Source organism: Alkalicoccobacillus murimartini (assembly GCF_030813245.1).
In the GTDB taxonomy this organism is placed as follows: domain Bacteria; phylum Bacillota; class Bacilli; order Bacillales; family Bacillaceae_D; genus Alkalicoccobacillus; species Alkalicoccobacillus murimartini.
In genome coordinates this window covers 87,789-113,703 of the sequence record NZ_JAUSUA010000008.1, presented here as the reverse complement: position 1 = coordinate 113,703, position 25,915 = coordinate 87,789, and the positions used below count along the sequence as shown (strand labels likewise).

Genomic DNA, 25,915 nt, shown 5'->3' with positions numbered 1-25,915 from the left:
ACATATGAATAAAAGTGAATTTGTTCTATTTTTATCAAAAAAAGGAATTGAATTAAGCGAGCATCAGCAATGGCAGTTTGAACGTTATTTTGAAATTTTGGTTGAATGGAATCAAAAAATGAATCTAACAGCCTTAACGTCTGAAAGCGATGTGTATCTAAAACATTTTTATGACTCCATAAGCGCTGGCTTTTATTATTCATTTGATGAGCCAAAGCGAGTTCTGGATGTAGGTGCAGGAGCAGGATTTCCTAGCCTTCCTATGAAAATCATTTTTCCGAATATGCATGTTACGATTATTGATTCATTAAAAAAACGAATCGGATTTCTTGAACATCTTGCTACTGAATTAGGATTAAAAGGTGTGGAGTTTCATCACAATCGTGCTGAAATTGCAGGGCAGGATCCGGCATATCGTGAAAACTTTGATGTTGTTACAGCTAGAGCAGTCGCTCGACTGTCTGTTTTATCTGAGTTGTGTCTACCGTTTGCCAAAAAAGGTGGAGACTTCTTAGCAATGAAAGGTGCTGGGGCAGAAGAAGAGCTGAAGGATGCTGGAAAAGCAATTCAAACCTTAGGTGGTGCCTTTGGCGAAACCTATACGTTTACATTACCAGAAGAGCAAAGCGAACGAACAATTTATTTGCTTCACAAAGAACGAGCCACACCTAAGAAATATCCTCGAAAAGCAGGGGTTCCTGCTAAGCAGCCTCTCTAATAAGATAAGGCAGCGTTTCACGTGAAACGCTGCCCACTTGTACATAACTTGTAGTTAATCAATGCTTGACGCTTACACGTTGTTTGGATATAAAGGAGTTAGAGATAAAAAGGGATTATAGGCTCTTATGTCGAATAGATAGATAAGACATAGAGGTTTATAAACAGAAGGTGGTGTCAGGCGATGAAGCAGCCGTTTTCACGCCTATTTGGCTTTAGTGACAAACAGGATGAAACAGCAGAGATAAAAGGAAACGAAGAAGTACAACAAATTTCTCTTGAGGAAATTGTACCGAACCGTTTTCAGCCTAGGACCGTATTTGACGAAGAAAAAATTGAAGAACTTGCTCAAACCATTCGTACACACGGAGTGATTCAACCGATCGTTGTTCGCCTACGTGATGACAAATACGAAATTATTGCCGGTGAAAGACGTTGGAGAGCGGTTACTCATCTTGGATGGGATAAGATTCCTGCTCTCGTAAAGGAATTTAATGATTCACAAACTGCTTCCATTGCTCTAATTGAGAACCTTCAACGCGAAGGCTTGACCTCAATTGAAGAAGCGGTGGCGTATGCAAAGCTTATTGAGATTCATGGATTAACACAAGAAAGTCTAGCTCAACGTCTTGGAAGAGGGCAATCAACAATCGCCAATAAGTTAAGGCTGCTTCATTTACCTGAGCCAGTGCAGCAGGCTATTTTGGACAGGAAGATCTCTGAACGACATGCAAGAGCTTTGCTTAGTTTAAAGGATGCCGACAAGCAACATATCATCTTGGCCGAAATTATTGAACATCAGTTAAATGTCAAACAGACTGAAGAACGAGTGAAGAACCTGTTAGAAGCTGGTCAAGCTCCTGAAGAAAAGAAAAAGAAACCTACAAGAAAAGCCTATTCGAAGGACATGCGTATTGCGATGAATACGATTAGGCAATCTGTAGACATGGTTCTGCAAAGCGGACTTAATATAGACACAAATGAAGAAGAAAATGATGAATTCTATCAATTTACGATTCGAATTCCTAAAAAGTAATCTATCTTTTATCAGATAGGTTATTTTTTTACCAACCTTTTTAAGGGATTTTTTGATCTCACACAACTTTCTAAAATCATTTCCCTTAAACTATGATAGAATAAGAACGACTTATGTTAGTTCTTTTTGAGGGAAAGTAGGTGGCTTAGTGGCCAAGATAATTTCAATTGCCAATCAAAAAGGGGGAGTGGGTAAAACCACCACTGCCGTAAACTTAAGCGCATGTCTTGCAATTCTTGGGCATCGAGTCCTTTTGGTTGATATAGACCCGCAAGGAAATGCATCCAGTGGGGTAGGGGTAGAAAAAGGAGACGTAGACGAGTGTGTATACGATCTGCTTGTAGAAGATATTGAAACCAAGTCCGTTATACGTGAAACAACGGTTGAAAATTTATCTGTTATTCCATCTACCATTCAATTGTCTGGTGCAGAAATTGAACTTGTATCAACAATTTCCAGAGAGGTTCGTTTAAAGCGAGCTTTGTCGGAGGTTGCTGATGAGTACGAGTATATTTTTATTGATTGTCCGCCATCTCTTGGTTTGTTAACAATTAACGCATTAACAGCGTCAGATTCTGTATTAATTCCGGTACAATGTGAGTATTACGCATTAGAAGGATTAAGTCAGTTATTGAATACCGTTCGTCTTGTTCAAAAGCATTTGAATACCGATCTTGCTATTGAAGGTGTCTTACTAACGATGCTTGATGCAAGAACAAACTTAGGTATTCAAGTCATCGATGAAGTGAAAAAATACTTTAGAGAAAAGGTATTTGATACCATTATTCCTCGTAATGTTCGTCTTGGAGAGGCACCAAGTCATGGGAAACCAATCATTGTGTATGATGCAAAGTCACGTGGAGCAGAGGTTTACGTAGATTTAGCGAAGGAAGTGGTAACAAATGGCTAAAGGATTAGGTAAAGGTCTTCAAGCATTTTTTCCAGAGCACTCTGACGAAAAGCAGGATCAGATTGAAGAAATTTCGCTTAAACAAATCCGCCCAAATCCATATCAGCCACGAAAAACATTTACGGAAGAAGCGATTAGCGAACTGTCTCATTCTATTCAGACACACGGAGTTCTACAGCCGATCACGCTTCGTAAAAGCATAAAAGGGTATGAGATTGTTGTAGGTGAGCGTCGTTTTCGTGCTGCACAACATGCCAAAATGGACTCTATTCCAGCGATCATCAAGGATTATAATGAAGATGAAATGATGGAACTGGCTCTAATTGAGAATTTGCAACGTGAAGACTTAAACCCAATTGAAGAAGGGACGGCTTATCAGAAACTGATTAGTCACCTTGATGTCACCCAGGAGCAATTAGCCAAACGTCTAGGTAAAAGTCGACCGCATATTGCAAATCATATTCGTTTGTTACAGCTGCCGACCGTTGTTCAACAATTTATCTCGGATGGAAAACTCTCTATGGGCCACGGACGTGCGCTACTAGGGTTGGCTGACAAAAAGAAGCTTTCTTCTTTGTTGGAAAAGGTTCTTCATGATAAACTAAGTGTTAGAGAATTAGAATTACTCATTCAGCAATTAAATGATCGTGTTTCACGTGAAACGAAACGTCGTAAAATTAACCTGACACCATTTCTTAAGGAACGTCAGGACATCTTGCGCTCAACACTCGGAACATCGGTTGCTATTAAACCAGGTAAGAAAAAAGGGAAAATTGAGATTGACTATTTCTCTGAGGACGACTTAGAGCGTATTCTACAAATACTTTCAGTTGAAGAAAAATAATATGATTGTACATGTTTAAATTAGATAAGGTGAGGTCATCCATCAGGTGACTTCATTTTTTTAATGGAGGGAAACGCTACATGCTTTATTTTGATCATGCTGCATCCTCCTTCCCTAAGCCGAAAGAAGTAGGGGAGGCCATGAAAGAGGCTGTGGATCTATTTGCCGCAAATCCTGGTAGAGGTGGACATGCTCTATCTCAACAGGCTGCGAGTGTTGTAAAACGCACACGAGCAGAACTTGCTAGCCTATTTGAAGCCCCCGGTGAGAAGCATGTTTGGTTTTATCAGAATGCTACTATGGCATTAAACCAAGCCATTTTAGGATTTCCTTTTGAAGAAGGAGACCATATACTGAGTACAGCCTATGAACATAACTCAGTCCTGCGACCATTAAAGGTACTTGAGGATGAAGTTGGAGTTAAGATTAGCTATGTGGAACCAAACGAACAACACCAATTTGAAATACATGATGTATTAACGCATCTGACGGATAAAACGCGTATGGTGATTGTTTCACATGCATCCAATGTAACGGGTGCTCTATTTCCAATACAGGAGCTTGCAGAGAAACTCAAGAATCATTCAGCCATTTTATTAGTCGATGCATCACAAACAGCTGGCAAAGTAGATATCCAGATGCAGCGAGATGGGATTGATTTACTTGCATTTGCTGGACATAAAGGACTCATGGGACCACAGGGTACAGGGGTTTTGATAAGTGATAAAGATTATTTACTAAAACCACTTATTCACGGTGGGACGGGGACAAGCTCTGAACAAGACTATCAGCCTGAGAGTTGGCCGGAGCGTTACGAAGCAGGCACGTTAAATACACCAGGCATTGCAGGGTTACATGCTGGAGTGCAAGCAGTGAAACAAATGGGAATCACAAGCATTAGAGAGCACGAAGAAGGCTTAATGCAGCAATTCCTCGAAGGTGTTTCGGAGCTAGAGAGCGTTCATTGTTATGGTCCTGAAGCATTAGGTGATCGAGTTGCGGTGATCTCGTTTCACGTGAAACATAGTAGTAGCCATGAAGTGGCTATGATTTTAGATAGTAGTTACCAAATGGCAGTAAGAGCAGGTTTGCACTGTGCCCCAAAGACGCATCTTCATTTAGGCACAATACAAGATGGATTAGTTCGGGTTAGTTTTGGTCCATACAATACGTCAAAAGAAGTAGACGAACTAATTGGTGCTATTAAAGAAATAGAGGAAGCTTTTACAGACTAAAATATTGTCAGAATAGGAAATAGAAAAATGGTTCTTACTGGAACACTAATTAACGGAGCAGCGATTATCGTTGCCGGATGTATTGGTCTAATGATTCAGAACATCCCTGAAAAAATGAAAACAACTGTATTGCAGGCCATTGCTTTGGCCATTATCCTACTAGGTATACAAATGGGGCTGCAAACTGAACAGTTTCTATTGGTTATTGGAAGTTTAGCCGTAGGCGGCGTGATAGGGGAGTGGATTGGAATCGATTCGTATCTTAATAAATTTGGGATGTGGATTGAAACTAAGCTCAAACCAGCAAAATCAGGCGAGTCAGGCAAGGTTGCTCAAGCCTTTGTCACCACAACACTAATCTATGTCGTTGGAGCAATGGCTGTACTCGGTTCGATTGATAGTGGACTTCGAGGAGACCATTCACTTCTTTATACTAAAGCGATGTTAGATGGGCTTTCAGCGATTATTTTTGCTTCTACTCTTGGTTTTGGCGTCTTACTATCTGCTATACCGGTTGTTCTCTATCAAGGGGGGATCGCCTTGATGGCAACCTACATTGCAGCGTTTGTTCCAGATGTACTGCTGGAACAATTTATCCTTGAGATGAGCGCTGTTGGTGGAATTATGGTTGTTGCCATTGGTCTAAATATACTTGGTGTGACAAGTGTACGCGTTGCTAATTTATTACCTGCCTTACCTATTTTAGCTTTACTCATTTGGATTTTATCCATGTTTTAAAATTAAAAGGTCTCTGCCTCGTTTGGGTAGAGACCTTTTTGTGTATCTAATTCTAGACCTTATTGATATCTGTTGGGGAATAATGAACAATCGCTTGTATAGCAGAAGAAACAATCGAATGTTCAGATAATTTCTGGTCTGCTAAATAAATGGATTGGGCTATACTTTCCGCCATGGACATGACAATATGAAGCCTTGTATTTTGCAGGACATAAAATTCCATCGCACCACCGATGTTCACGGTTCCTGTGATATGGATATCTCCTACTTTCGGTAAATCCTTATGAACAGCTGCCCCAGGATGTAGTGGGCCATCTTGTAAGGTCACAGAGCCAACGTTCACTTGTTGACCAAGACAGGCATCAATCGCAATGATATACGGATTGCTGTGGTTACTCTGGACCTCGTTAAGTCGTTCTGTGAGATTCATAGCGTGTACAGGGAACTCAAGGGTGCCATAGACAGTGAATCGACCTAGAGATAGACCTTCAAGCTTAGAGCCGACTAATGGCCCGAGAGAATCACCTGTAGAGCGATCTGTTCCTACACAAAGAATGACAAGATCACGACCGTTTAGTTTCTGGCAATATGAAAGGATGTGTTCGGCGAATGGTGTATGTTCACGAATCTCTTCAAACGGAACTCGAAATGGTTGAGCTTTCTTTTTATTAAAACGCCATAGGTTTGGACTCATAACTTGTACTCCTTTGCCATAGTAGTAACAGTATAGTAGTTCAGGGACGTTTTTATACATGTGAACAAAAAGGGAGAGAGCAGGATGTGGGCAAACGGGCTGAAATGGATGTTCTTAATTGTTGGGACGTTGATAGGGGCAGGATATGCATCAGGCCGAGAGCTGTGGCAGTTCTTTGGAGCAGAAAGTAATGTGGCGATCTTCTTATTTACCGCTTTGTTTACGATAAGCTGCTTTGTCATTATGAATCTGGCATTTACGCAAAAGACTACACAGTATGTGCCTCTATTAACAACGCTTGTGGGGCCAAAGCTTGCCCGTGCGTATGATTGGATTATCCTATCTTATTTATTCTCTACTACGACCATTATGCTTGCTGGAGCAGGGGCTACTCTTGAAGTATATAATATTCCCTTTTGGTTAGGCATGACAGGAACGGCTGCGATGGTTGTTCTTTTATTTCTCAAAGATACACAAGGTATGACAACAATAAATGCCTATCTGATCCCAGTCTTAATTCTCTCGTTAGTTAGTATTCTATTAGTCTTTCAATATTCACTTGGGTTTACATTTAGCTTAGATTTGTCGCATCAACAAAATTGGCCCTCAGCGATAACCTTCACGTCTTTGAATATCTTGCCTGTTGTTGCGGTTGTATCTGCTATTGGAAATCAAATGAAGCACAAAGGAGAAATCTGGATTGCTGCAATTGGTAGTGGAGTCCTTATGGGGTCAATTTCGTATCTCTACAATGAATCCCTGCTTCAAATAGCTGGAGAAATTATGTTTTACGAGATTCCTTTGTTTGTAATTCTAAAACAATATCCCTCTATCATGGTCATAGCGATGTCCGTGTTATTATGGTTGGCTATTTATACGACAGCTGGGGCTGGAATCTTTGGTTTGATCTCAAGGTTGAGGGGTTATCTGAGAGGGGAGAGCTGGCTCATTGCGATGTTTTTACTCGCTATTATGGCCCCGCTTACAACCTTTGGATTCTCTTCAATGATCGCTGTTTTATATCCGTTATATGGAGCTGTTAATCTCTACATCTTAGTCTGCATTATTCTCTACCCATTTTTTCACCATCCCTCCTTAAATCGAAATAAAAAAGCGGACTAGACGGTTTCCCTTTTCATAGATGAATCGTGTATAATGGGAACGAGTATGCTTCAAGGAGGTCGAATTGAATGGCAGATAAGGAATTCTTCCTGAATGACATCGTGGAGATGAGGAAGCCGCATCCTTGTGGAGCCAATCAGTGGAAGATTATTCGTGTTGGGATGGATGTACGTATTAAGTGTATAGGCTGTCAGCACAGTGTGATGCTTCCACGCAAGGAATTCACCCGCAAGCTAAAAAAGATAGTAGAACATGCAAATCCCGCTGAGTAAAACAAGGTAAAGGGAGCTAGTAGCTGCTGCCTTGTTTTCTTATGCCAAAAATATAAGACTGAAAAAAGGACGTGACTTCATTGGCTTTAACAACTGGAATTGTAGGTCTGCCGAATGTCGGTAAATCTACGTTATTTAATGCAATAACACAAGCAGGAGCAGAATCGGCTAACTATCCTTTCTGTACGATTGATCCAAACGTAGGAATCGTAGAAGTACCAGATGAGCGACTACGTGTACTTACTACTTTAGTTGAACCAAAGAAAACAATCCCAACAGCATTTGAATTCACCGACATCGCCGGCATCGTAGAAGGAGCAAGCAAAGGGGAAGGACTTGGTAACAAATTCCTTTCGCATATTCGTCAAGTTGACGCGATTTCTCACGTGGTTCGTTGCTTTGCCGACGATAACATCACGCACGTTTCTGGTAGTGTGGATCCAATCCGTGATATTCAGGTCATTAACTTAGAGCTTATCCTGGCTGACTTTGAAACAGTGGACAAGCGTGTAGCACGTGTATCAAAGCTTGCTCGTACAAAAGATAAGGATGCTCTAGCAGAACTAGTTGTTCTTGAAAAGCTACGTGTTGCATTTGAAGACGAGAAGCCAGCACGAAGCATAGACTTCACTGAAGATGAAGAGAAGCTTGTTAAAGGCATGCATCTTCTAACAAGCAAACCTGTTTTATATGCAGCGAATGTTAGTGAAGATGACATCATGGACCCAGAACAAAATGAATATGTGGCAAAAGTAAAAGCCTTTGCTGATGAAGAAAACAGTAAGGTGATTGTTGTTTGTGCCAAAATTGAAGAGGAAATTGCAGAGCTTGAAGGAGACGAAAAGCAAGAGTTTCTTGATGATTTAGGCATCGCTGAATCAGGATTAGATCAATTAATTCGCGCAGCTTACGACCTACTTGGTTTGCAAACCTACTTTACAGCAGGCGTACAAGAGGTTCGTGCGTGGACATTTAAGAAGGGGATCAAGGCTCCTCAAGCAGCAGGAATTATCCATACTGACTTTGAGCGTGGCTTTATCCGTGCAGAGATCGTTTCGTATGAAGACCTTGTCGATGCCCAATCAATGGCAGTAGCCAAAGAGCGTGGAAAGGTTCGCCTTGAAGGAAAAGAATACATCGTCCTAGATGGCGATGTCATCCATTTCCGTTTTAATGTATAAGATAGTCTTTGAGTAATAGAGCTCAGTGCCACAAGGCGCTGAGCTCTATTTGTGTAAAGAGGAACCTAACGGAAGAGACGGGGCCGACTCCTAGTCGATTAAAAGGGAGGGAACTCGTACGCATTGATTTTGAAAGATTGGTGTTTTTAAACTATCTTCATTATCAATAATGAAGAATCAAAGGTAAAGGGATAGGCAACCCAAATAACGACTTAAAAAGAACGATCGTCAGTTGGTTAATCAGAAAAGTAGCGGAAGGAGAAACCGAAGACTCCAACGGAACAGAACGAGTCTGAAGACATTGAAGGGGTGCTCTTCCACTTCAAGGGCTAAGGCCGTTCCCGTGGAAAGCGTAGGTTTCTCCTGGAGCGGTGCCAATGAGCTTAGTTCAACGCCCTCCACAGGAATGCGTGCCCAGCCTCTGAAGTGGAGCCGAAGCGCCAGAGATTGAACTTAATATTCCCTTGCCTAAGCTTGGTTTATCTGTTATCATTAATTGTTGTGAGTAAAATGACTCTGTCGATGAGTTTTGCTCCTTGCTCTGTTAAACGGAGCCGCTTAGACCAAAAGGAGGTGGCCGGAATGCGTAAGTACGAAGTTATGTACATTATCGCTCCAAACCTGGAAGAATCAGCTTATAAAGAGATTGTTGAACGTTACAACAACGTTTTAACAACGAATGGTGCTGAGATCGAAAAGGTTAATGAAATGGGTAAACGTCGTTTAGCTTATGAAATCAATGATTTCACTGAAGGTTTCTATGTACTGCTAAACGTAAACGCTGCTGCTGATTCTGATGCGCTTAATGAATTTAATCGCTTAATCAAAATCAACGACAACGTTATTCGTGTCCTAGTAACAAAAGAAGCAGAATAATTTAACGAAAGATTGCTAAGAAAATGCGTGAGCGTTTAATTTCAATCTAGCTTTGGACATCCTCTCGGGGACCGTCTTAATACTTTTAGAAGCGGGAGGGATTTGGATTGCTAAATCGTGTTGTCCTAGTTGGTCGCCTAACAAAAGACCCTGAGTTACGTTATACACCAAACGGAGTGGCTGTTGCTAACTTTACACTCGCTGTGAATCGTCCATTTTCGAATCAACAGGGAGATCGTGAAGCTGACTTCATCAACTGCGTTGTATGGCGTAAACCAGCTGAAAATGTAGCTAACTTTCTTACTAAAGGCAGCTTAGCAGGCGTCGATGGCCGAGTACAAACAAGAAGCTATGACAACAATGAAGGCCGTCGCGTCTATGTGACCGAAATCGTTGCCGACAGCGTCCAGTTCCTGGAACCGCGTAATAGTCAGAACAACCAATCAAACAACAGTTCAAATTCGCAAGCTGCAGGTGGTTATGATTCTAACCAGAATTCAAACCGTCAGCAGGGTGGATACAATGATGACCCGTTTGCAAATGATGGGAAACCAATTGATATCTCAGATGATGATCTGCCGTTTTAATAGGTAACTGACACACTTATAAATCGTATGAAAGGAGTTGTTCCGTTATGGCTCGTCGTGGTCGTCCTAAACGCCGGAAGGTTTGTTTCTTCACGGTAAACAAAATTACGCACATTGACTATAAGGATACTGAGCTTCTTAAACGTTTCATCTCAGAACGTGGCAAAATCTTGCCTCGTCGTGTGACTGGAACTTCTGCTAAGTACCAACGCAAACTGACTATCGCTATCAAGCGTTCACGTCAAATTGCTTTGCTTCCTTATGTAAATGAAGTGAACTAAGAAATGATAAAATAAGTCGACGGGGAATAGGTATTCCTCGTCGATTTATTTTTTTGGAAAAAAGAGTGTACACTAAAAGCAAACCTTTAATTTTTAAAGCAATTAAGATAAAATAGACAGGTATATCTGGATTGGTAAAAGGCCTTTCATACATGAAAAAAAGGGCCATTTTGTTTCTGGTAAAAAGAGGTGACTGCGTGAATCGAAAGAGTGCTTGGAAAGACGGCATTTTCATTGTTGGTATTTATTTAATGCTACTACTAGCGGTACTTCTGGTACCAGTTCTTAACATAGTAGCGATTTGGGTCCTGCCCCTGCCGGTTGTGTACTTTGCAGTGAAACATGGTATTAAATCAACGCTTATCCTCTATTTGATCCTCTGTTTAATCGCGTGGCCAATACATGTTATTGCCCTTGTGCTAACCTTTGTATTCGCAATGGTCGGTGGTGTAATAGGTGAGCTTCATCGCAGAAAAGCAGATGGATTTGCAGTATTAATAGGCGCAAGCTTAGCGTATATCTTCCATTTACTAAGTGCGTATGTTGTTTTCACATTAGGGTTTGAGATGAGTATGCGACAGGTCATTCGCAGCCAGCATGAACAAGTGACCGAGTTATTAGAACAAACAGGCCGATCAACCGATCAAATTTCAATCTTACTTGAAGGTTTAGATATGATGGTGTACATGGTGCCATTCATGATGGTGCTTGTTGGAGCCTCTTTGGGACTACTAACCGTGTGGCTAGCTGGTATCATGTTAAGACGTTTTAACATTGAAACAAATAGACTTCCTGCATTGCGAAACTGGGGTTTTCCAAAGGCTTTTATTTGGTACTACTTAATTGCATTTGTTGTGATGTTAACTGGTCCTGAAGAAGGAAGTACACTCTTCCTAGCGATAACAAATGTTTTTATCTTAATTGAGACCATAATGACCATTCAAGGTTTATCCTTTATCTTATTCTTTTTCCATCACAAAAAACTTCCTAAGATACTTGGAATTCTAGTGGTTGTTATGTGCATCATTATAGCGCCGCTTCAACAAATTATAAGACTTGTAGGGATTGCCGACTTGGTTCTTGATTTGAAAAGCAGGCTTGGAAGTCAGAGAAAGTAGGAGTTGACAAGAATGCCGAAGTCTATAATGAAACGATGGCACGGCTATCATGTGATCACGTTGTTTGCTGTGTCTATACTTTTGAGCTCTGTGATTACCTTTTGGCATTGGCAGATGGGACTCGTAAGCTTTGCTGCCGTAATTCTTGTTGCCCTTTATTCTGTTCAAGCACAGCAAGCTTTCCAGCGAGATTTGGAAACGTATATTTCTACGCTGTCATATCGGGTGAACAAAGCAGGAGAAGGTGCTGTAGCAAACCTCCCAGTTGGAATTATCCTGTATAATGAAGACTTGAAAATCCAATGGGTGAACCCGTTTATTTTAAATAGAATAGACGGAGATCTGATTGGTAAGGATCTTTCGAACATTAGTGAAGAGCTGCTTACCATGATTGATGAAAGCAGCACATCAGAAACGATTCAGATGAACATGGCTTTCTATCATGTTGAATTTGAACGGAATGAGCGTTTAATCTATTTGACGGATGTTACTGAAAAAGAAGAAACAAAAGAGCTTTATGAGGACACACAAACGGTTGTTTCTTTAATCTATCTTGATAATTATGATGAAGTCACGCAAGGTATGGAAGATCAAGTACGAAGCCGAATGATGAGTGAGATCACCTCAACCTTAAACCACTGGGCGAACGAATATGATATCTTTCTTAGACGAACCGCATCTGATCGGTTTCTCGCCGTTATGAATTATAAATCACTTCTCCTTTTAGAAGAGAATAAATTTGCGATTGTAGATGAAATAAGAGAAGTAACAAGCAAGGAAAAAGCATCGATTACGTTGAGTATTGGTGTAGGTACTGAAGAAGCATCCTTGCGAGACCTTGGGAATGTGGCACAATCAAGCTTGGATCTTGCGCTAGGACGCGGAGGCGATCAAGTAGCAATCAAACGAAAAAATGGTCGAGTTCGTTTCTATGGCGGTAAAACCAATGCGATGGAAAAACGTACGCGTGTGCGTGCACGAGTAATTTCTCACGCATTGCGAGACTTTGTGACAGAAAGTGAACGTGTGATAGTGATGGGGCACTCGCGTCCGGATATGGATGCAATTGGAGCCTCTATCGGTGTACTGAAGATTGCAGATGTAAATGATCGGGAAGGGTATATTGTCCTTGATCAAAGTGATATGAATGCGGACGTACAGAGATTAATGGAAGAAGTTGAAACACACGATCACCTTTGGTCACAATTTATATCACCAGAAGAAGCCACTTCATTGATTGATAAAGAAACACTTCTAGTGATAGTGGACACACACAAACCATCCATGGTCATTGAGCCAAAGTTACTTGAGATGGTAGATCGAGTGGTTGTGTTGGACCATCATAGGCGTGGAGAAGAGTTTATTAGTGACCCAGTGCTTGTCTATATGGAACCTTATGCCTCATCAACAGCAGAGCTTGTAACCGAATTGCTGGAATATCAGCCTAAGCAATTGAATATGGACCGACTTGAAGCAACGGCCTTGCTTGCAGGGATCATCGTTGATACAAAAAGCTTTGCCGTACGAACAGGAGCAAGAACCTTTGATGCAGCTTCCTTTTTGCGCTCAAACGGTGCGGATACGGTCCTTGTACAAATGCTCTTAAAAGAAGACTTAGATCACTATAAGAAACGGGCGAAGCTGGTAGAATCAGCAGAGATATACCGTGATGGATATATGATTGCAACAGCCGATGACTCTGAGACCTATACACAACTGATTATCGCCCAAGCAGCCGATACACTTTTGACCATGAAAAAGGTCGTTGCTTCCTTTGTCATCTCGCTACGTGCGGATGGACTTGTAAGTATTAGTGCGAGATCGTTGGGTGAAGTCAATGTTCAGGTTATAATGGAGAGACTTAATGGCGGAGGACACTTATCCAACGCTGCTACTCAACTGGAGGATGTATCAGTTGAAGAAGCAAAAGAACAACTTCAGCAAGCCATCGATGAAGTTATTGGAGGAGAAGCATAATGGATGTTATCTTTTTAGAAGATGTAAAAGGAAAAGGAAAAAAAGGCGAACACAAAAATGTATCAGAGGGTTATGCCCGTAATTACCTACTTCCTAACAAGCTAGCGGTTGAAGCAACAAAGGGAAACCTTAAAGATCTTCAAGCAAAGCAAAAGAGTGCAGATAAGAAAAAAGAGGAAGAGCTTGAAGACGCTCAAGCCTACAAAGCTGAGTTGGAAGCTCTGACGGTTGAAATTAAGGCGAAGTCAGGTGAAGGCGGACGATTGTTTGGCGCCATTTCAACGAAACAAATTGCCGAGACTCTTAAGAAAATGAAGAAAAAAGTGGATAAACGTAAAATTGGACTAGATGAGCCAATTCGTTCCCTTGGTTTTACGGATGTTCCGATTAAGATTCATCCTGAAGTGACAGCAACCGTTAAAGTACACGTGGTTGAAGAATAAGAGAGACCTGACGAAACAGCTGTCCTCCGTGCTTTTTTGAGATTAAGCTGGAGGAGGCTGTTTTTTTGCGAAAGGAAGATTGAAGCATGAGTGAGTTGTTAACGGACCGGACCCCCCCACAAAATATTGAAGCAGAACAAGCCGTTTTAGGTGCCATCTTTTTGTCCGATACTGCCTTAATCACATCCACTGAGCGGCTTATTCCCGAAGACTTTTACCGGGCAGCCCATCAGCGGATTTATCAAGTGATGGTTGAACTGGCTGAAAAAGGTGAGCCTGTTGATTTAGTAACGGTAACCGCGGATCTTCAGGACCGTAAATGGCTTGAGGAAATTGGCGGGGTCTCCTACCTTGGGGATATCGCGAACGCTGTTCCTACAGCCGCAAACGTGGAGTATTATAGCCGCATCGTAGAAGAAAAATCCGTTTTAAGACGACTCATTCGTGTCGCCACGGATATTGCGGCAGAGGGCTATGCCAGTGAAGAAGAAGTCGACACGATTCTAAACGAAGCAGAAAAGACGATTCTTGAGGTTTCACATCGTCAGAACAGCAGCGCCTTCATATCGATAAAAGATGTTTTGGTGGAGACGTATGACCGAATCGAGATGCTTCAGAACCAGACTGGAGACATTACAGGGATAGCGACTGGCTTCTCTGAGCTCGATAAGATGACGGCTGGTTTCCAACGAAATGACCTGATTATTGTTGCAGCCCGTCCTTCCGTAGGTAAAACCGCCTTTGCCCTGAACATCGCGCAAAACGTGGCAACAAAAACAGAAGAAAATGTAGCGATCTTCAGTCTGGAGATGGGTGCCAGTCAGCTTGTCCAGCGGATGCTATGTGCAGAGGGCAACATTGACGCCCAACGTATGAGAACCGGTGCTTTAAACGACGAAGACTGGCAGAAGCTAACGATGGCGATGGGTTCCCTATCAAAAGCTGGTATCTACATTGATGATACCCCAGGCGTAAAGGTCAATGACATTCGCGCCAAATGTCGCCGCCTGAAGCAAGAGGGTGGCCTCGGCATGATTATGATTGATTATCTTCAACTGATCCAAGGAAATGGCCGGAGCGGCGAGAACCGTCAGCAAGAGGTATCAGAAATCTCTCGTACGCTAAAAGCCATTGCCAGAGAACTTGAAGTCCCAGTCATTGCGCTCTCCCAGCTATCTCGTGGTGTAGAGCAACGACAAGATAAACGACCAATGATGTCAGATATCCGGGAGTCAGGAAGTATCGAGCAGGATGCCGATATCGTCGCTTTCCTCTACCGTGATGACTACTACGATAAAGAATCAGAGAACCAAAACATCATTGAAATCATCATCGCCAAACAACGGAACGGCCCGGTCGGCACCGTCGAGCTCGCCTTTGTGAAAGAATACAACAAATTCGTGAACCTCGACAGGCGCCACGACGAACGAGATATCCCACCCGGAGCTTAATGATCAAGAGCAGAATGCATATGTGCATTCTGTTTTTTTGTGGTGGGGATTGAGGCGTGAGCAAGAGGTCAGGACTATACACCAAGAAGGATAAGGATTTAGTAAGAGGAGAAGGTCGATGTCAAGAGGGATTACGCTGTGATCAAAATAGAAGTGGAAAGACTAAGAGCGAGTGGAGGATACCAAGAGCCAGAGAGGCAGTACAAAGAGGAAAGCAGACATTATCAAGATTAAGAAGAGACCTAGGGAGATAAGGAACAAAAATGATCATTTTTATAAACCGGATTGAGTGTGTGGGCGTGAGCAAGAGGCAGGGGCAAAAAACCAAGCGGGATGAGGATTTACCAAGAGGAGAAGGTCGACATCAAGAGGGAACGCAGAATCATCAAGACAGAACAGAAAAGACTAAGAGCGAGTGGAGGATACCAAGAGCCAGAGAGGCAGTACAAAGAGGAAAGCAGACACTATCAAGATCAAGAAGAGATCTGAGGGAGATAAGGAACAAAAATGATCATTTTTATAAATCGGATTGAGTGTGTGGACGTGAGCAAGAGGCAGGGGCAAAAAACCAAGTGGAATGAGGATTTACCAAGAGGAGAAGGTCGACATCAAGAGGGAACGCAGAATCATCAAGACAGAACATGAACCACCAAGAACCACTCATCTATATCAAGAGACAGTATGTTCTTACTAAGAGGCACGAACATGATACCAAGACTCAGTCCCATTTTCAGACTGTTAACCCATGCTAAACAGAGAAAGTACATAAATAGTTAGCCTTCTTCTTGTCTGTATTCACTCAATGTTTCATTTATACGAACAAATATAGTTTCATACATTCATATTGTTCGGATTTAGTTTGACGCTGGTGGTTTTAGCTGATATACTTATCAAGGGTTTTTTAGAAGAGAGTTGGAGGTGCAACAAATGTCATCAGTTGTTGTTGTAGGAACACAGTGGGGCGACGAAGGGAAAGGGAAAATTACCGATTACCTTTCAGAAAAAGCAGAAGTTGTCGCACGTTACCAAGGTGGAAATAACGCAGGACATACAATTGTGTTTGGTGGAACGAAGTATAAGCTTCACCTCATTCCGTCCGGGATCTTCTATAAAGAGAAGGATTGTGTGATTGGCAATGGGATGGTTATTGATCCTAAGGCGCTTCTTGAAGAGCTAGCCTATCTACATGAACGTAATGTTGATACAAGCAACTTAAAAATCAGTAATCGTGCACATGTTATTCTTCCGTATCACTTAAAGCTTGATATTGTGGAAGAAGAGCGTAAAGGCGCAAATAAAATTGGGACAACCAAAAAAGGGATTGGCCCAGCATATATGGATAAAGCAGCGAGAATCGGTATTCGTATCGCTGATTTACTTGATAAAGAAACGTTTGAAGAAAAATTAGAGATGAATCTTAAAGAGAAAAACCGGATGTTTGAGAAGTTTTTTGAAACGGAAGGTTTTACTAAAGAGGAAATCTTTGAAGAGTATTACGAGTATGGTCAGCAAATCGCTAAATATGTTTGTGACACATCCGTTGTGTTAAATGATGCGCTCTTGATGATGGTCGTCGTGTGTTATTTGAAGGGGCTCAAGGGGTTATGCTTGATATTGATCAAGGTACGTACCCATTTGTAACGTCTTCAAATCCAATCGCAGGTGGAGTGACAATTGGTTCTGGTGTAGGTCCATCTAAGATTAATCATGTTGTTGGTGTGTCTAAAGCTTATACAACTCGTGTAGGGGATGGTCCATTTCCAACTGAGCTTCATGATGAGACGGGTGATTTGATCCGTGATGTAGGAAATGAGTACGGAACAACAACGGGTCGTCCACGTCGTGTGGGATGGTTTGATAGTGTTGTGGTTCGTCATGCTCGTCGTGTAAGTGGGATTACAGATCTTTCTCTTAATTCCATTGATGTACTCACTGGAATTGAGACGTTAAAGATTTGTACGTCTTACATGTATCGTGGAGAAGTAATGGAAGAGTTTCCTGCAAGCCTAAAAGTATTGGCAGAGTGTGAGCCAGTATTTGAAGAGCTTCCAGGCTGGACTGAGGATATTACGGGAGTGAAATCACTAAGTGAGCTTCCTGTGAATGCTCGTCATTATATTGAGCGTATTTCTCAGCTAACAGGTATTCCGTTAACGATTTTCTCTGTCGGTCCGGATCGTGAGCAAACGAATCTTGTCCGTGGAGTTTTTGCTTAATCTACCTAAGGATAAACAGGCAATGCAAGGGCTAAATTGCTCCTTGCATTCCTTTGTTTAATCCGATATTCTTGGTAGAGAGAAAAAAGAACAAGAAATTACAAGTTTTTTTAGAAAAACATTGCACAGGACAAGCATGTATGCTAAGATAAATCTTGTCGCAAAGACAACATGACTTAAATCATGAGCCATTAGCTCAGTTGGTAGAGACGAGCAATACATCTCTGAATGAGCATCGAGTTGTTTCGACGGACCTACTTCGAAGCGTATGCTTTTAGAGGAAGAAACACGGAAACATAGTAAGGCACCACTTATAAGCATGAGCCATTAGCTCAGTTGGTAGAGCATCTGACTTTTAATCAGAGGGTCGAAGGTTCGAATCCTTCATGGCTCACTTTTACTTTTAATTTTTACAATAATGGCCCGTTGGTCAAGCGGTTAAGACACCGCCCTTTCACGGCGGTATCACGGGTTCGATTCCCGTACGGGTCACCATTATTGGTCTGGTAGTTCAGTTGGTTAGAATGCCTGCCTGTCACGCAGGAGGTCGCGGGTTCGAGTCCCGTCCAGACCGCCATTTTTATTTGAATAAGATAGTGTGGCTTAGTAGCTCAGTTGGTAGAGCAACGGACTGAAAATCCGTGTGTCGGCAGTTCGATTCTGTCCTGAGCCACCATTTGCCGGCCTAGCTCAATTGGTAGAGCAACTGACTTGTAATCAGTAGGTTGGGGGTTCAAGTCCTCTGGCCGGCATTCATTCGATCGTAAGAACCCTCATCATGAATATCTGATTGAGGGTTCTTTTTGTACGGATGTTACTAATTTTAAAGTATAATGAGTATATATAAATGCTTTTCCCTGTGCAACGTACATACGGATGTCGTTTTGTCACAGGTTCTTTGTGTTAAACTAAAATGAGTTAGAATAGATAGGAGAGAAATGGAATGGATAAGCGAATTCTCGTTGTTGATGACGAACGTCCCATTGCAGATATCCTGAAATTTAATCTTGAAAAAGAAGGATTTGAGGTCGTCTGTGCGTATGACGGCGTAGAAGCAATGGAACAGGTGAAACAGGAAAAACCTGATTTGATATTATTAGATATCATGCTCCCCCACAAAGATGGGATGGAAGTATGTAAAGAAGTTCGTAAAAACTACGATATTCCGATCATTATGCTGACGGCAAAGGATTCGGAAATAGATAAAGTTCTTGGTCTTGAACTAGGAGCAGATGATTATGTAACGAAGCCATTTAGCACAAGAGAGCTGTTGGCTCGCGTAAAGGCAAACCTACGTAGGCAAAAAACGACGGAAGAAGCTCCGGCTCATAAGGAGCTTGTGATAGGCAATCTAGTAATCTATCCAGAAGCCTATCAAGTAAAAAGACGTGGTGAGCCCATCGAGTTAACACATAGAGAGTTTGAATTGATTCATTACTTGGCCAAGCATTTAGGACAGGTTATGACTCGAGAGCACCTTCTTCAAGCTGTGTGGGGCTATGACTATTTTGGTGATGTGCGTACAGTAGATGTAACCGTTCGCCGTCTTCGTGAGAAGGTGGAAGATAATCCAAGCTTCCCGGCATGGATTATCACTCGTCGTGGTGTTGGTTATTTCTTGAATGAACCAGAAGTTCAGGAGCAGGAGAAGTCCTAATGGATAGAAAGATTGGTTTCTTTAAGTCGATTCAGTTTAAGCTGATTATCGCCTATGTTCTACTAATCCTGGTTGCTGTTCAGGTTATTGGCGTTTATTTTACCAGGCAGCTTGAGCAGGATCTCTTAACGAATCATTTTGAGCTACTTGATGAACGCTCCAACCTGCTTCAGTCGCAATTGCCTGATGTTATGGGTGCGTCACCTGATGATCGAGACGAACTGACAGCGGAGATTAATTCATTGTTGCAGGATTTCTTTCGCATTGATAACGCGACAGCTCAGGTGATTGATAAGAATGAGGTCATTCTTGGTACCTCTAATATAGGGGATCGTAACCAAATTGGGATGCGTAATAATGAAATTCGGGTGAAGCGGGCTTTGCTTGGTTCTACGGAAGAGGGCGAAGTGCAAAACCCCCAAAATAAAGAGCGTTTTCGTGTCATGGCTGTTCCGATCACCGAAAATGATGGAACGGTTCTAGGTGTCATCTATATTCAAGCTTCTTTAGAGGAAATCTATGATCAAATACAAGAGATAAATAGTATCTTATTTAAAGGGACATCCATTGCACTTGTGATATCAGCAATCCTCGTTATTTTGCTAGCACGTACAATCATTGTTCCGATCCTTGAGATGAGAAAGCAAGCGTTACGCATGAGTCACGGTGATTTCTCGAGGCAGGTAAAGGTGTATAGTACGGATGAGATTGGCCAACTGGCTACATCTTTTAACCAGCTGACGATGAAGTTGCATGACGCAACTCTAACGCGTGATCGTGAGCAGAAGCGTCTAAGCTCGGTGCTCTCGAACATGACAGATGGTGTGATCGCGACCGACCAGAATGGACGAGTCATTCTTTTAAATAAACGAGCGGAAGAACTGCTGGGTGTCTCCAGTAAACAGGTCATGCGTCAACCACTTACCGACGTCCTTCATGTAACAGAAACCTTTGGAGTATACGATTTGTATGATCACTCTGAGTCTGTGTTGTTGGATTTCAGTAATGAGGATGGACAATACCTGCTTGAGGCGAATTTCTCAGTCATTCAAGAGGATGAGGGGCCAATTAATGGTCTAATTACAGTTCTTCATGATGTGACGGAGAAAGAGAAGATTGAACAGGAACGTCGTGAGTTTGTTGCGAATGTCTCACATGAACTACGTACACCTCTTACCACCATGAAAAGCTATTTAGAAGCACTGGAAGATGGTGTGATGCAGGATGTCGATATGGGGCCACGTTTTCTGAAGGTGACTCAAAATGAAACGGAACGAATGATTCGTTTGGTTAATGATTTGCTACAGCTTTCAAAAATCGACAGCGACGACTATCAATTTGTCCTTCAATGGATCGATTTCGGACAATTTTTGCATGAGGTATTAGATCGATTCGAAATTATTGCCCAGGAAAAGAACATTAATCTCCATCGACATATTTCGAAAAAGCCGAGTTATGTCGAAATGGATCAAGATAAACTGATTCAAGTATTAGACAATATTATTTCTAATGCGTTAAAATACTCGGCTGAAGGTGCTAATATTACAACAACCTTACTTCATCAAGGGAACCATGTTCGTGTCAGCATTGCGGATCAAGGCATGGGTATTCCCCGGGAAAGTCAGCTGCGGATTTTCGACAGATTTTATCGTGTTGACCGCGCGAGAGCCCGTAGTGTTGGTGGAACAGGATTGGGACTGGCTATTGCAAAAGAACTGGTTCAAGCTCACGGCGGAGATATTTGGGTGCACAGTGAGTATGGAGAAGGAACAACGATTTACTTCACATTACCCTATTCAGCATTTAAGGAGGGAGACGTGTGAGAGTGAGAGGTCTTTATTACGATCGAATGAAAACCTGGTTATTGGTCGTTTTGGTTATTCTCAGTTTAATTTTGACCTGGAAGCTCTGGACGTACCAGCCTGAAATCGCAGATCAAGAATCTGAAGCGGTTGAATTGAACCCGATTGGTGAAGAGAAGTCTATTCAAGACGTGATTCAACCAAGTAAAATTGTGAAGCATCAGTTTGGAGAGACCTATATGGTCCTTGAAAGTGATCCTTTATTTAAACAGATCTATGACTCGCTGTTACAGTCAGATCTTCAGGACATGACGGCGTTTGCTCCAATAGATGTAGAAACGGGTATAGAAATTATATTCCCTGATCGATTACCTATTAGTATGTTTACTAGTCTCTTTTCACAGAATCAAGAGCAGGATAACTTACCTCTTGAAGGTGTTGATCGTGTCCTTATCTATGAAGATAGTAATGGAGATGGTGTGAAGCTTCAAGTCTATTCATCTACAGAGAATAGTTCATTTGAGATTGGAATGAATTTTTCATCAAATGAATTAGAAGAATTTTTGGCTGAGGATAACGCTGTACCGGCCATGACAGTGAATGAACCGGACACGACTGAATTTATTCTTGATCAGCAAAATATCTATGTACCAACTAATTCAACGGAGTATATGCGAGGACAGTATCCAACGGAGCGTGTCCAAGCAAATGATTTTACACAGGCGTTATTTCCTGATCCTGATTCGGTAAGAAGCTATCGTCAAAGCAATGGAGAATTAACATATACAGATGGTACTCGAATCCTTAATTTAAGAGATAACGAGAACTTTATGACCTATCGTAATTCTTCATCTTCTTCGACTTCAGAGTCATCAAGTACACAGACCAATAGTATCCCGCAAAGCAGCTATGATTATATAAACGGACATTATGGCTGGACCAATGACTATATCTTAAGCTGGTGGAGAGAAACGGATGATCGAGAATTGGCAGTATATCGTCTGTACATGAATAACTTGCCCGTCTTAAACTTTAAAAACAACAAGGATAGTATGGCGTTGAGTGTCGAAAAAACAGGCACGCAAACCACAAGATATGATAGGCCACTGTTAACACTAGATAGCACACCAATTGATGAGATGTCGATGGAGCTGCAGTCAGGTACAGATTTGGTCGAGAGACTTAAAACAGCCAAACGCCTTGATTTTGATCAGGTGAGAGATGTTCGAGTGGGATATGAAATGACGGATGAGGACAATCAACGTGGATTAGTCACGCTTGAACCAGCTTGGTTTGTCCTTGCGCAAAACGGCTGGCAAAGGGTTCCGTTTACAGAGGGGGATACAAATGAATTGGAGTAGAACCAAAACGGTATTCATTATGACCTTTCTGTTCTTGAACATCTTTCTCGGCTGGCAGCTCTATAAAGTGAATGTGGAGAATCAATATAGCTTAATTAGTGGGAATACCATTCAAGATAAGCTACGACAGAATCAAATTAGTATTGATGTTGAACTACCAGAGGATATGCAAGAAGCCGAATATATTGTTGGACAAAAGCAGCGCATTACAACAGAAATGGTTGAATCTCTTTCTAACCAAACAGCTGAATTACAGGATGAAGATACCATCCTTTCTACTTTGGAAGAACCTTTTGAGCTTGGAGAGGACAATACGAATGTAACACAATTCCTTTCTACCTATGTGCTAAATGGAGAGGAATACCGTGTTGTTCGTGAGGTAGACAATATCATTTATTTGGATCAGGTATTTGCTGATAAAGTGGTGTATACCAACCATAATGAACCGTTACGAATAACGACTAATAATGAGCGCGAAATTATTAGTTATGAACAAGATTATTCTGTGTATGAAAAGCAGGGCAATCCAAAGGATACGCTGATCAACCTGCGAGCGATTGAGACTTTATTTAATCAGCAATATATCACATTGAACCAAAGCATCGTTGGCTTTGAATTAGGATATTACAGCTTCTTTAGGGAATCACACGTGTTCGCACCCATCTTTAAAATTGATGTCGACAAGGGTGATGAGCAAGTGACATACCTGGTGAATGCATTTGAAGGCATCGTTCAGGAACAAGGAATTCTGGATGATGAGGACGAGCAAGTAAGTCCTCAAATACAGGATAACCCCGTTGAAGAAGACGACGAGGACGATGAGTCAGAAGAGGATATAAGGGAAGAGGATTAGAGGAAAGGAGGCCGATCATGGCCTTACGATTTAGCGTGTTGGCAAGCGGTAGCACCGGCAATGCCATGTATGTGGAGACACCAACAAAACGTCTCTTAGTGGATGCAGGATTGAGTGGGAAAAAGATGGACGAGCTGTTTCAAGAGATTAACCGTGACCCAAAAGAACTCGATGGGATTCTGGTGACTCATGAACATAGCGATCATATCAAAGGCGTGGGAATTTTTGCTCGTCGCCACAAGCTGCCGATCTATGCCAACGAAAAAACCTGGAATGCCATGGACAAACAGCTTGGTACTATTCCTTTAGATCAGAAATTTCATTTCGATATGGAAACGGTCCGCGACTTCGGTGACCTTGAAGTGGAATCCTTTGGCGTCTCTCATGATGCTGCCCAGCCGATGTTTTACGTCTTTCGTCACAACGGTCGAAAGCTCGTCATTGCAACCGACATGGGCTACGTCAGTGACCGTATCAAAGGAACCATCAAAGACGCAGATATGTTTGTCTTTGAATCGAACCATGATTTGAACATGCTGCGTATTGGTCGCTATCCATGGAACGTCAAACGTCGTATTCTAAGTGACGTCGGTCACGTATCCAATGAAGATGCGGCGATGGCCCTAACAGATGTGATTGGAGACAATACCTCCCGCATCTACCTTGCGCACCTTAGCTTAGACAACAACATGAAGGACCTCGCCCGACTGACCGTCGAGCAAAGTCTCAAAGCGCAAGGCATGAACGTAGGCGAACAATTTCAACTCTATGACACCGATCCACTGAAACCAACGGCTATGTCCGTTGTATAAGTGAAATATGGAAACCCAGCGGATGCTGGGTTTTTTTGATGGAGCAAAGTGCATGGCTTCATCATCAACGATCTTTCTTGTTTAGGTTTAAACCTTCCACTTATGTGGGAATATGAGTATAGGTTGAAAACAATTTTAGTCCTAAAGCCCCACCACGACTTTGCGTCTATTTACATGATTTCGCGTCAATATTGTTGCAAATTATCTGATCATTATCAAAGATTTACAAAAAGCGGTCTTTCTACTAGACCACGCGTTTACAAGCGCTATAATAGGTCTTGTAAGACACTATGCTCCAAGGAGACAGAGAGGGGTAAGAACAGATGGGCTATTACGATTCTCAAGACCCAAATAACAGACCAACACAGCAAGGAAGCTATTCTAATTATCCTAGACATACAGAACCACAAGAAAGGTACAAAAAACCTAAAGGTAGAAAGCGCGCAGCAGGCTTCTCAGCATTTGGCGGAGCCATACTCGGCGGACTGATTGTGGTATTTACGACCCCTGCACTCTCAAACATTGGCTGGTTACCATATGAGATCGAGTCAAACAATCCACCAACTGAAGAAGTAGGTGGTACACAAATTGATAATAGCGATGGAAGCTCTCAAGCGATTAATCTGAATGTGAGCTCTGGTGTGACGGATGCAGTCGAAAAAGTATCCGATGCCGTGGTCGGTGTCACCAACATGCAACGATCGGACTTCCTGAGTGAAGAAGCCGCTGAAGGAACAGGCTCAGGTGTTATTTACAAGGTAGATGGCGACAAAGCTTATGTTGTTACGAATAACCATGTCATTGAAGGAGCCAATGATTTAGCGGTGACTTTAACTGACGGTACAGATGTTCCTGCACAGCTATTAGGGGCAGATGCCATTACTGACTTAGCAGTACTTGAGATTGACGCAGAGCATGTAGATACTGTCGCTACATTTGGTAACTCTGAAAATCTTCGTGCCGGTGAACCAGCTATTGCTATTGGGAATCCGCTCGGACAAAGCTTTGCCAGTTCTGTTACACAAGGCATTATCAGTGCAACAGAGCGTAGCATCCCCGTTGATATAGATGGAGACGGCCAGCCTGACTGGAATGCAGAGGTCTTGCAGACGGATGCAGCCATTAACCCAGGTAATAGTGGTGGAGCTCTTATTAATATCAATGGTGAAGTCATTGGGATTAACTCAATGAAAATTGCCCAAAGCGCTGTTGAAGGAATTGGTTTTGCCATTCCAACAGCTGTAGCAGAACCAATTATTAATGATCTAGAAACGTTCGGCGAAGTGAAACGCCCTCAGCTGGGTGTTGGTATTCGCTCGCTTAGTGAAATTCCAGCGCAGCACCGCTCAGGTACATTGAACCTACCTGAAGATGTGGAAGACGGAGTGGTGATTACCAGTGTGGCACCGAACTCTTCAGCGGACCAAGCCGGATTACAAGAGTATGATGTCATCACGTCTATAGACGGAGAAGACATTGTAGAAGGCGCAGATCTACGCAGATTCCTCTACAGTGACAAATCAATAGGTGACACAGTTACGATTACATTATACCGTAACGGAGATGAGCAAGAGATCGAAGTACAGCTCCAAGAACAACAAAGCTTCTAATCATAGACTATCCACAAAAAGCAGTGCCTCTATCAACAGGCACTGCTTTTTTCTGTGTAAAACGTTATCCACACTCATCCACAACGCGTTGGATGGGACCAAAGTCTATGGTATAATGAGGC

At 42.2% G+C, this 25,915-nt stretch carries 23 protein-coding genes, 5 tRNA genes and 1 pseudogene; 28 read left to right on the top strand and 1 reads right to left on the bottom strand.

What is annotated here, in order from left to right; translation table 11 throughout:
• The first annotated feature begins 4 nt into the window (after nt 1-4).
• The 6 genes from rsmG to J2S05_RS19325 all read left to right on the top strand — a co-directional run bounded on the left by rsmG (nt 5) and on the right by J2S05_RS19325 (nt 5,480).
• Nucleotides 5-718 carry a 16S rRNA (guanine(527)-N(7))-methyltransferase RsmG gene (gene rsmG, locus J2S05_RS19350; protein WP_306985760.1) on the top strand — a complete coding sequence of 238 codons (714 nt, stop codon included), beginning with the start codon at nt 5-7 and terminating at the stop codon, nt 716-718.
• A 183-nt stretch (nt 719-901) separates the two neighbouring features.
• Nucleotides 902-1,753: a nucleoid occlusion protein gene (noc, locus tag J2S05_RS19345; RefSeq protein ID WP_306985758.1), complete on the top strand. Its 852-nt coding sequence runs from the start codon at nt 902-904 to the stop codon at nt 1,751-1,753.
• A 148-nt stretch (nt 1,754-1,901) separates the two neighbouring features.
• Nucleotides 1,902-2,663 carry a ParA family protein gene (locus tag J2S05_RS19340; protein WP_306985756.1) on the top strand — a complete coding sequence of 254 codons (762 nt, stop codon included), beginning with the start codon at nt 1,902-1,904 and terminating at the stop codon, nt 2,661-2,663.
• Nucleotides 2,656-3,507 carry a ParB/RepB/Spo0J family partition protein gene (locus J2S05_RS19335; protein WP_306985754.1) on the top strand — a complete coding sequence of 284 codons (852 nt, stop codon included), beginning with the start codon at nt 2,656-2,658 and terminating at the stop codon, nt 3,505-3,507. Before J2S05_RS19340 ends, J2S05_RS19335 begins: the two co-directional genes overlap by 8 nt.
• Nucleotides 3,508-3,587: 80 nt before the next feature.
• Entirely contained in the window at nt 3,588-4,742 is a 1,155-nt protein-coding gene (locus J2S05_RS19330) for an aminotransferase class V-fold PLP-dependent enzyme (protein WP_306985752.1), read from the top strand.
• 27 nt (nt 4,743-4,769) lie between these two features.
• Nucleotides 4,770-5,480 carry a DUF554 domain-containing protein gene (locus tag J2S05_RS19325; protein ID WP_306985750.1) on the top strand — a complete coding sequence of 237 codons (711 nt, stop codon included), beginning with the start codon at nt 4,770-4,772 and terminating at the stop codon, nt 5,478-5,480.
• A gap of 52 nt (nt 5,481-5,532) precedes the next feature.
• Here J2S05_RS19325 and yyaC read toward each other — a convergent pair whose 3' ends face one another.
• Complete coding sequence (gene yyaC / locus J2S05_RS19320) at nt 5,533-6,174, bottom strand: spore protease YyaC (protein WP_306985748.1); 642 nt, start codon at nt 6,172-6,174, stop codon at nt 5,533-5,535.
• Nucleotides 6,175-6,258: 84 nt separating this feature from the next.
• Between yyaC and J2S05_RS19315 the strand changes: the two genes are divergently transcribed.
• The 22 genes and pseudogenes from J2S05_RS19315 to J2S05_RS19210 all read left to right on the top strand — a co-directional run bounded on the left by J2S05_RS19315 (nt 6,259) and on the right by J2S05_RS19210 (nt 25,793).
• The gene (locus J2S05_RS19315; RefSeq protein WP_306985746.1) at nt 6,259-7,296 is read left to right on the top strand and encodes a YkvI family membrane protein; all 1,038 of its coding nucleotides are present in this window, start codon (nt 6,259-6,261) and stop codon (nt 7,294-7,296) included.
• A gap of 68 nt (nt 7,297-7,364) precedes the next feature.
• Nucleotides 7,365-7,568 (top strand): DUF951 domain-containing protein, encoded by a 204-nt coding sequence (locus J2S05_RS19310; protein ID WP_306985744.1) that lies wholly within the window; start codon nt 7,365-7,367, stop codon nt 7,566-7,568.
• Nucleotides 7,569-7,648: 80 nt separating this feature from the next.
• On the top strand, nt 7,649-8,749 hold the full coding sequence (gene ychF, locus J2S05_RS19305; protein ID WP_306985742.1) for a redox-regulated ATPase YchF: 1,101 nt from the start codon (nt 7,649-7,651) through the stop codon (nt 8,747-8,749).
• A gap of 582 nt (nt 8,750-9,331) precedes the next feature.
• Nucleotides 9,332-9,625 (top strand): 30S ribosomal protein S6, encoded by a 294-nt coding sequence (rpsF, locus tag J2S05_RS19300; protein ID WP_306985740.1) that lies wholly within the window; start codon nt 9,332-9,334, stop codon nt 9,623-9,625.
• A 107-nt stretch (nt 9,626-9,732) separates the two neighbouring features.
• On the top strand, nt 9,733-10,212 hold the full coding sequence (ssb, locus tag J2S05_RS19295; protein WP_306985738.1) for a single-stranded DNA-binding protein: 480 nt from the start codon (nt 9,733-9,735) through the stop codon (nt 10,210-10,212).
• A gap of 47 nt (nt 10,213-10,259) precedes the next feature.
• Nucleotides 10,260-10,493, top strand: coding sequence for a 30S ribosomal protein S18 (gene rpsR, locus J2S05_RS19290; RefSeq protein WP_143848023.1), 234 nt, complete (start codon nt 10,260-10,262; stop codon nt 10,491-10,493).
• 197 nt (nt 10,494-10,690) lie between these two features.
• The gene (locus J2S05_RS19285) at nt 10,691-11,611 is read left to right on the top strand and encodes a YybS family protein (RefSeq protein ID WP_306985733.1); all 921 of its coding nucleotides are present in this window, start codon (nt 10,691-10,693) and stop codon (nt 11,609-11,611) included.
• A gap of 12 nt (nt 11,612-11,623) precedes the next feature.
• Entirely contained in the window at nt 11,624-13,588 is a 1,965-nt protein-coding gene (locus J2S05_RS19280) for a DHH family phosphoesterase (RefSeq protein ID WP_306985731.1), read from the top strand.
• Nucleotides 13,588-14,031, top strand: coding sequence for a 50S ribosomal protein L9 (gene rplI / locus J2S05_RS19275; RefSeq protein ID WP_306985729.1), 444 nt, complete (start codon nt 13,588-13,590; stop codon nt 14,029-14,031). The genes J2S05_RS19280 and rplI overlap by 1 nt, the downstream gene beginning before the upstream one ends.
• An 86-nt stretch (nt 14,032-14,117) precedes the next feature.
• A complete protein-coding gene (dnaB, locus tag J2S05_RS19270; RefSeq protein ID WP_306985727.1) occupies nt 14,118-15,482 on the top strand; it encodes a replicative DNA helicase in 1,365 nt (454 codons plus the stop codon).
• Between the two features lie 927 nt (nt 15,483-16,409).
• Nucleotides 16,410-17,698, top strand: a pseudogene (locus J2S05_RS19265) (adenylosuccinate synthase).
• A 321-nt stretch (nt 17,699-18,019) separates the two neighbouring features.
• Nucleotides 18,020-18,092: transfer RNA gene (locus J2S05_RS19260), tRNA-Lys, on the top strand.
• 26 nt (nt 18,093-18,118) lie between these two features.
• Nucleotides 18,119-18,193 (top strand) — tRNA-Glu (locus J2S05_RS19255).
• 5 nt (nt 18,194-18,198) lie between these two features.
• Nucleotides 18,199-18,275 (top strand) — tRNA-Asp (locus tag J2S05_RS19250).
• 23 nt (nt 18,276-18,298) lie between these two features.
• A tRNA-Phe gene (locus tag J2S05_RS19245) sits at nt 18,299-18,374 on the top strand.
• Between the two features lie 3 nt (nt 18,375-18,377).
• Nucleotides 18,378-18,450, top strand: a tRNA-Thr gene (locus J2S05_RS19240).
• A 191-nt stretch (nt 18,451-18,641) separates the two neighbouring features.
• A complete protein-coding gene (gene yycF, locus J2S05_RS19235; protein WP_306985725.1) occupies nt 18,642-19,355 on the top strand; it encodes a response regulator YycF in 714 nt (237 codons plus the stop codon).
• On the top strand, nt 19,355-21,178 hold the full coding sequence (gene walK / locus J2S05_RS19230) for a cell wall metabolism sensor histidine kinase WalK (protein WP_306985723.1): 1,824 nt from the start codon (nt 19,355-19,357) through the stop codon (nt 21,176-21,178). The genes yycF and walK overlap by 1 nt, the downstream gene beginning before the upstream one ends.
• Nucleotides 21,175-22,518: a YycH family regulatory protein gene (locus J2S05_RS19225; protein WP_306985721.1), complete on the top strand. Its 1,344-nt coding sequence runs from the start codon at nt 21,175-21,177 to the stop codon at nt 22,516-22,518. The genes walK and J2S05_RS19225 overlap by 4 nt, the downstream gene beginning before the upstream one ends.
• On the top strand, nt 22,505-23,371 hold the full coding sequence (locus J2S05_RS19220; protein WP_306985720.1) for a two-component system regulatory protein YycI: 867 nt from the start codon (nt 22,505-22,507) through the stop codon (nt 23,369-23,371). The genes J2S05_RS19225 and J2S05_RS19220 overlap by 14 nt, the downstream gene beginning before the upstream one ends.
• Nucleotides 23,372-23,388: 17 nt before the next feature.
• A complete protein-coding gene (locus J2S05_RS19215) occupies nt 23,389-24,183 on the top strand; it encodes an MBL fold metallo-hydrolase (RefSeq protein ID WP_306985718.1) in 795 nt (264 codons plus the stop codon).
• Between the two features lie 323 nt (nt 24,184-24,506).
• Entirely contained in the window at nt 24,507-25,793 is a 1,287-nt protein-coding gene (locus tag J2S05_RS19210) for a S1C family serine protease (RefSeq protein WP_306985717.1), read from the top strand.
• Nucleotides 25,794-25,915 lie beyond the last annotated feature (122 nt).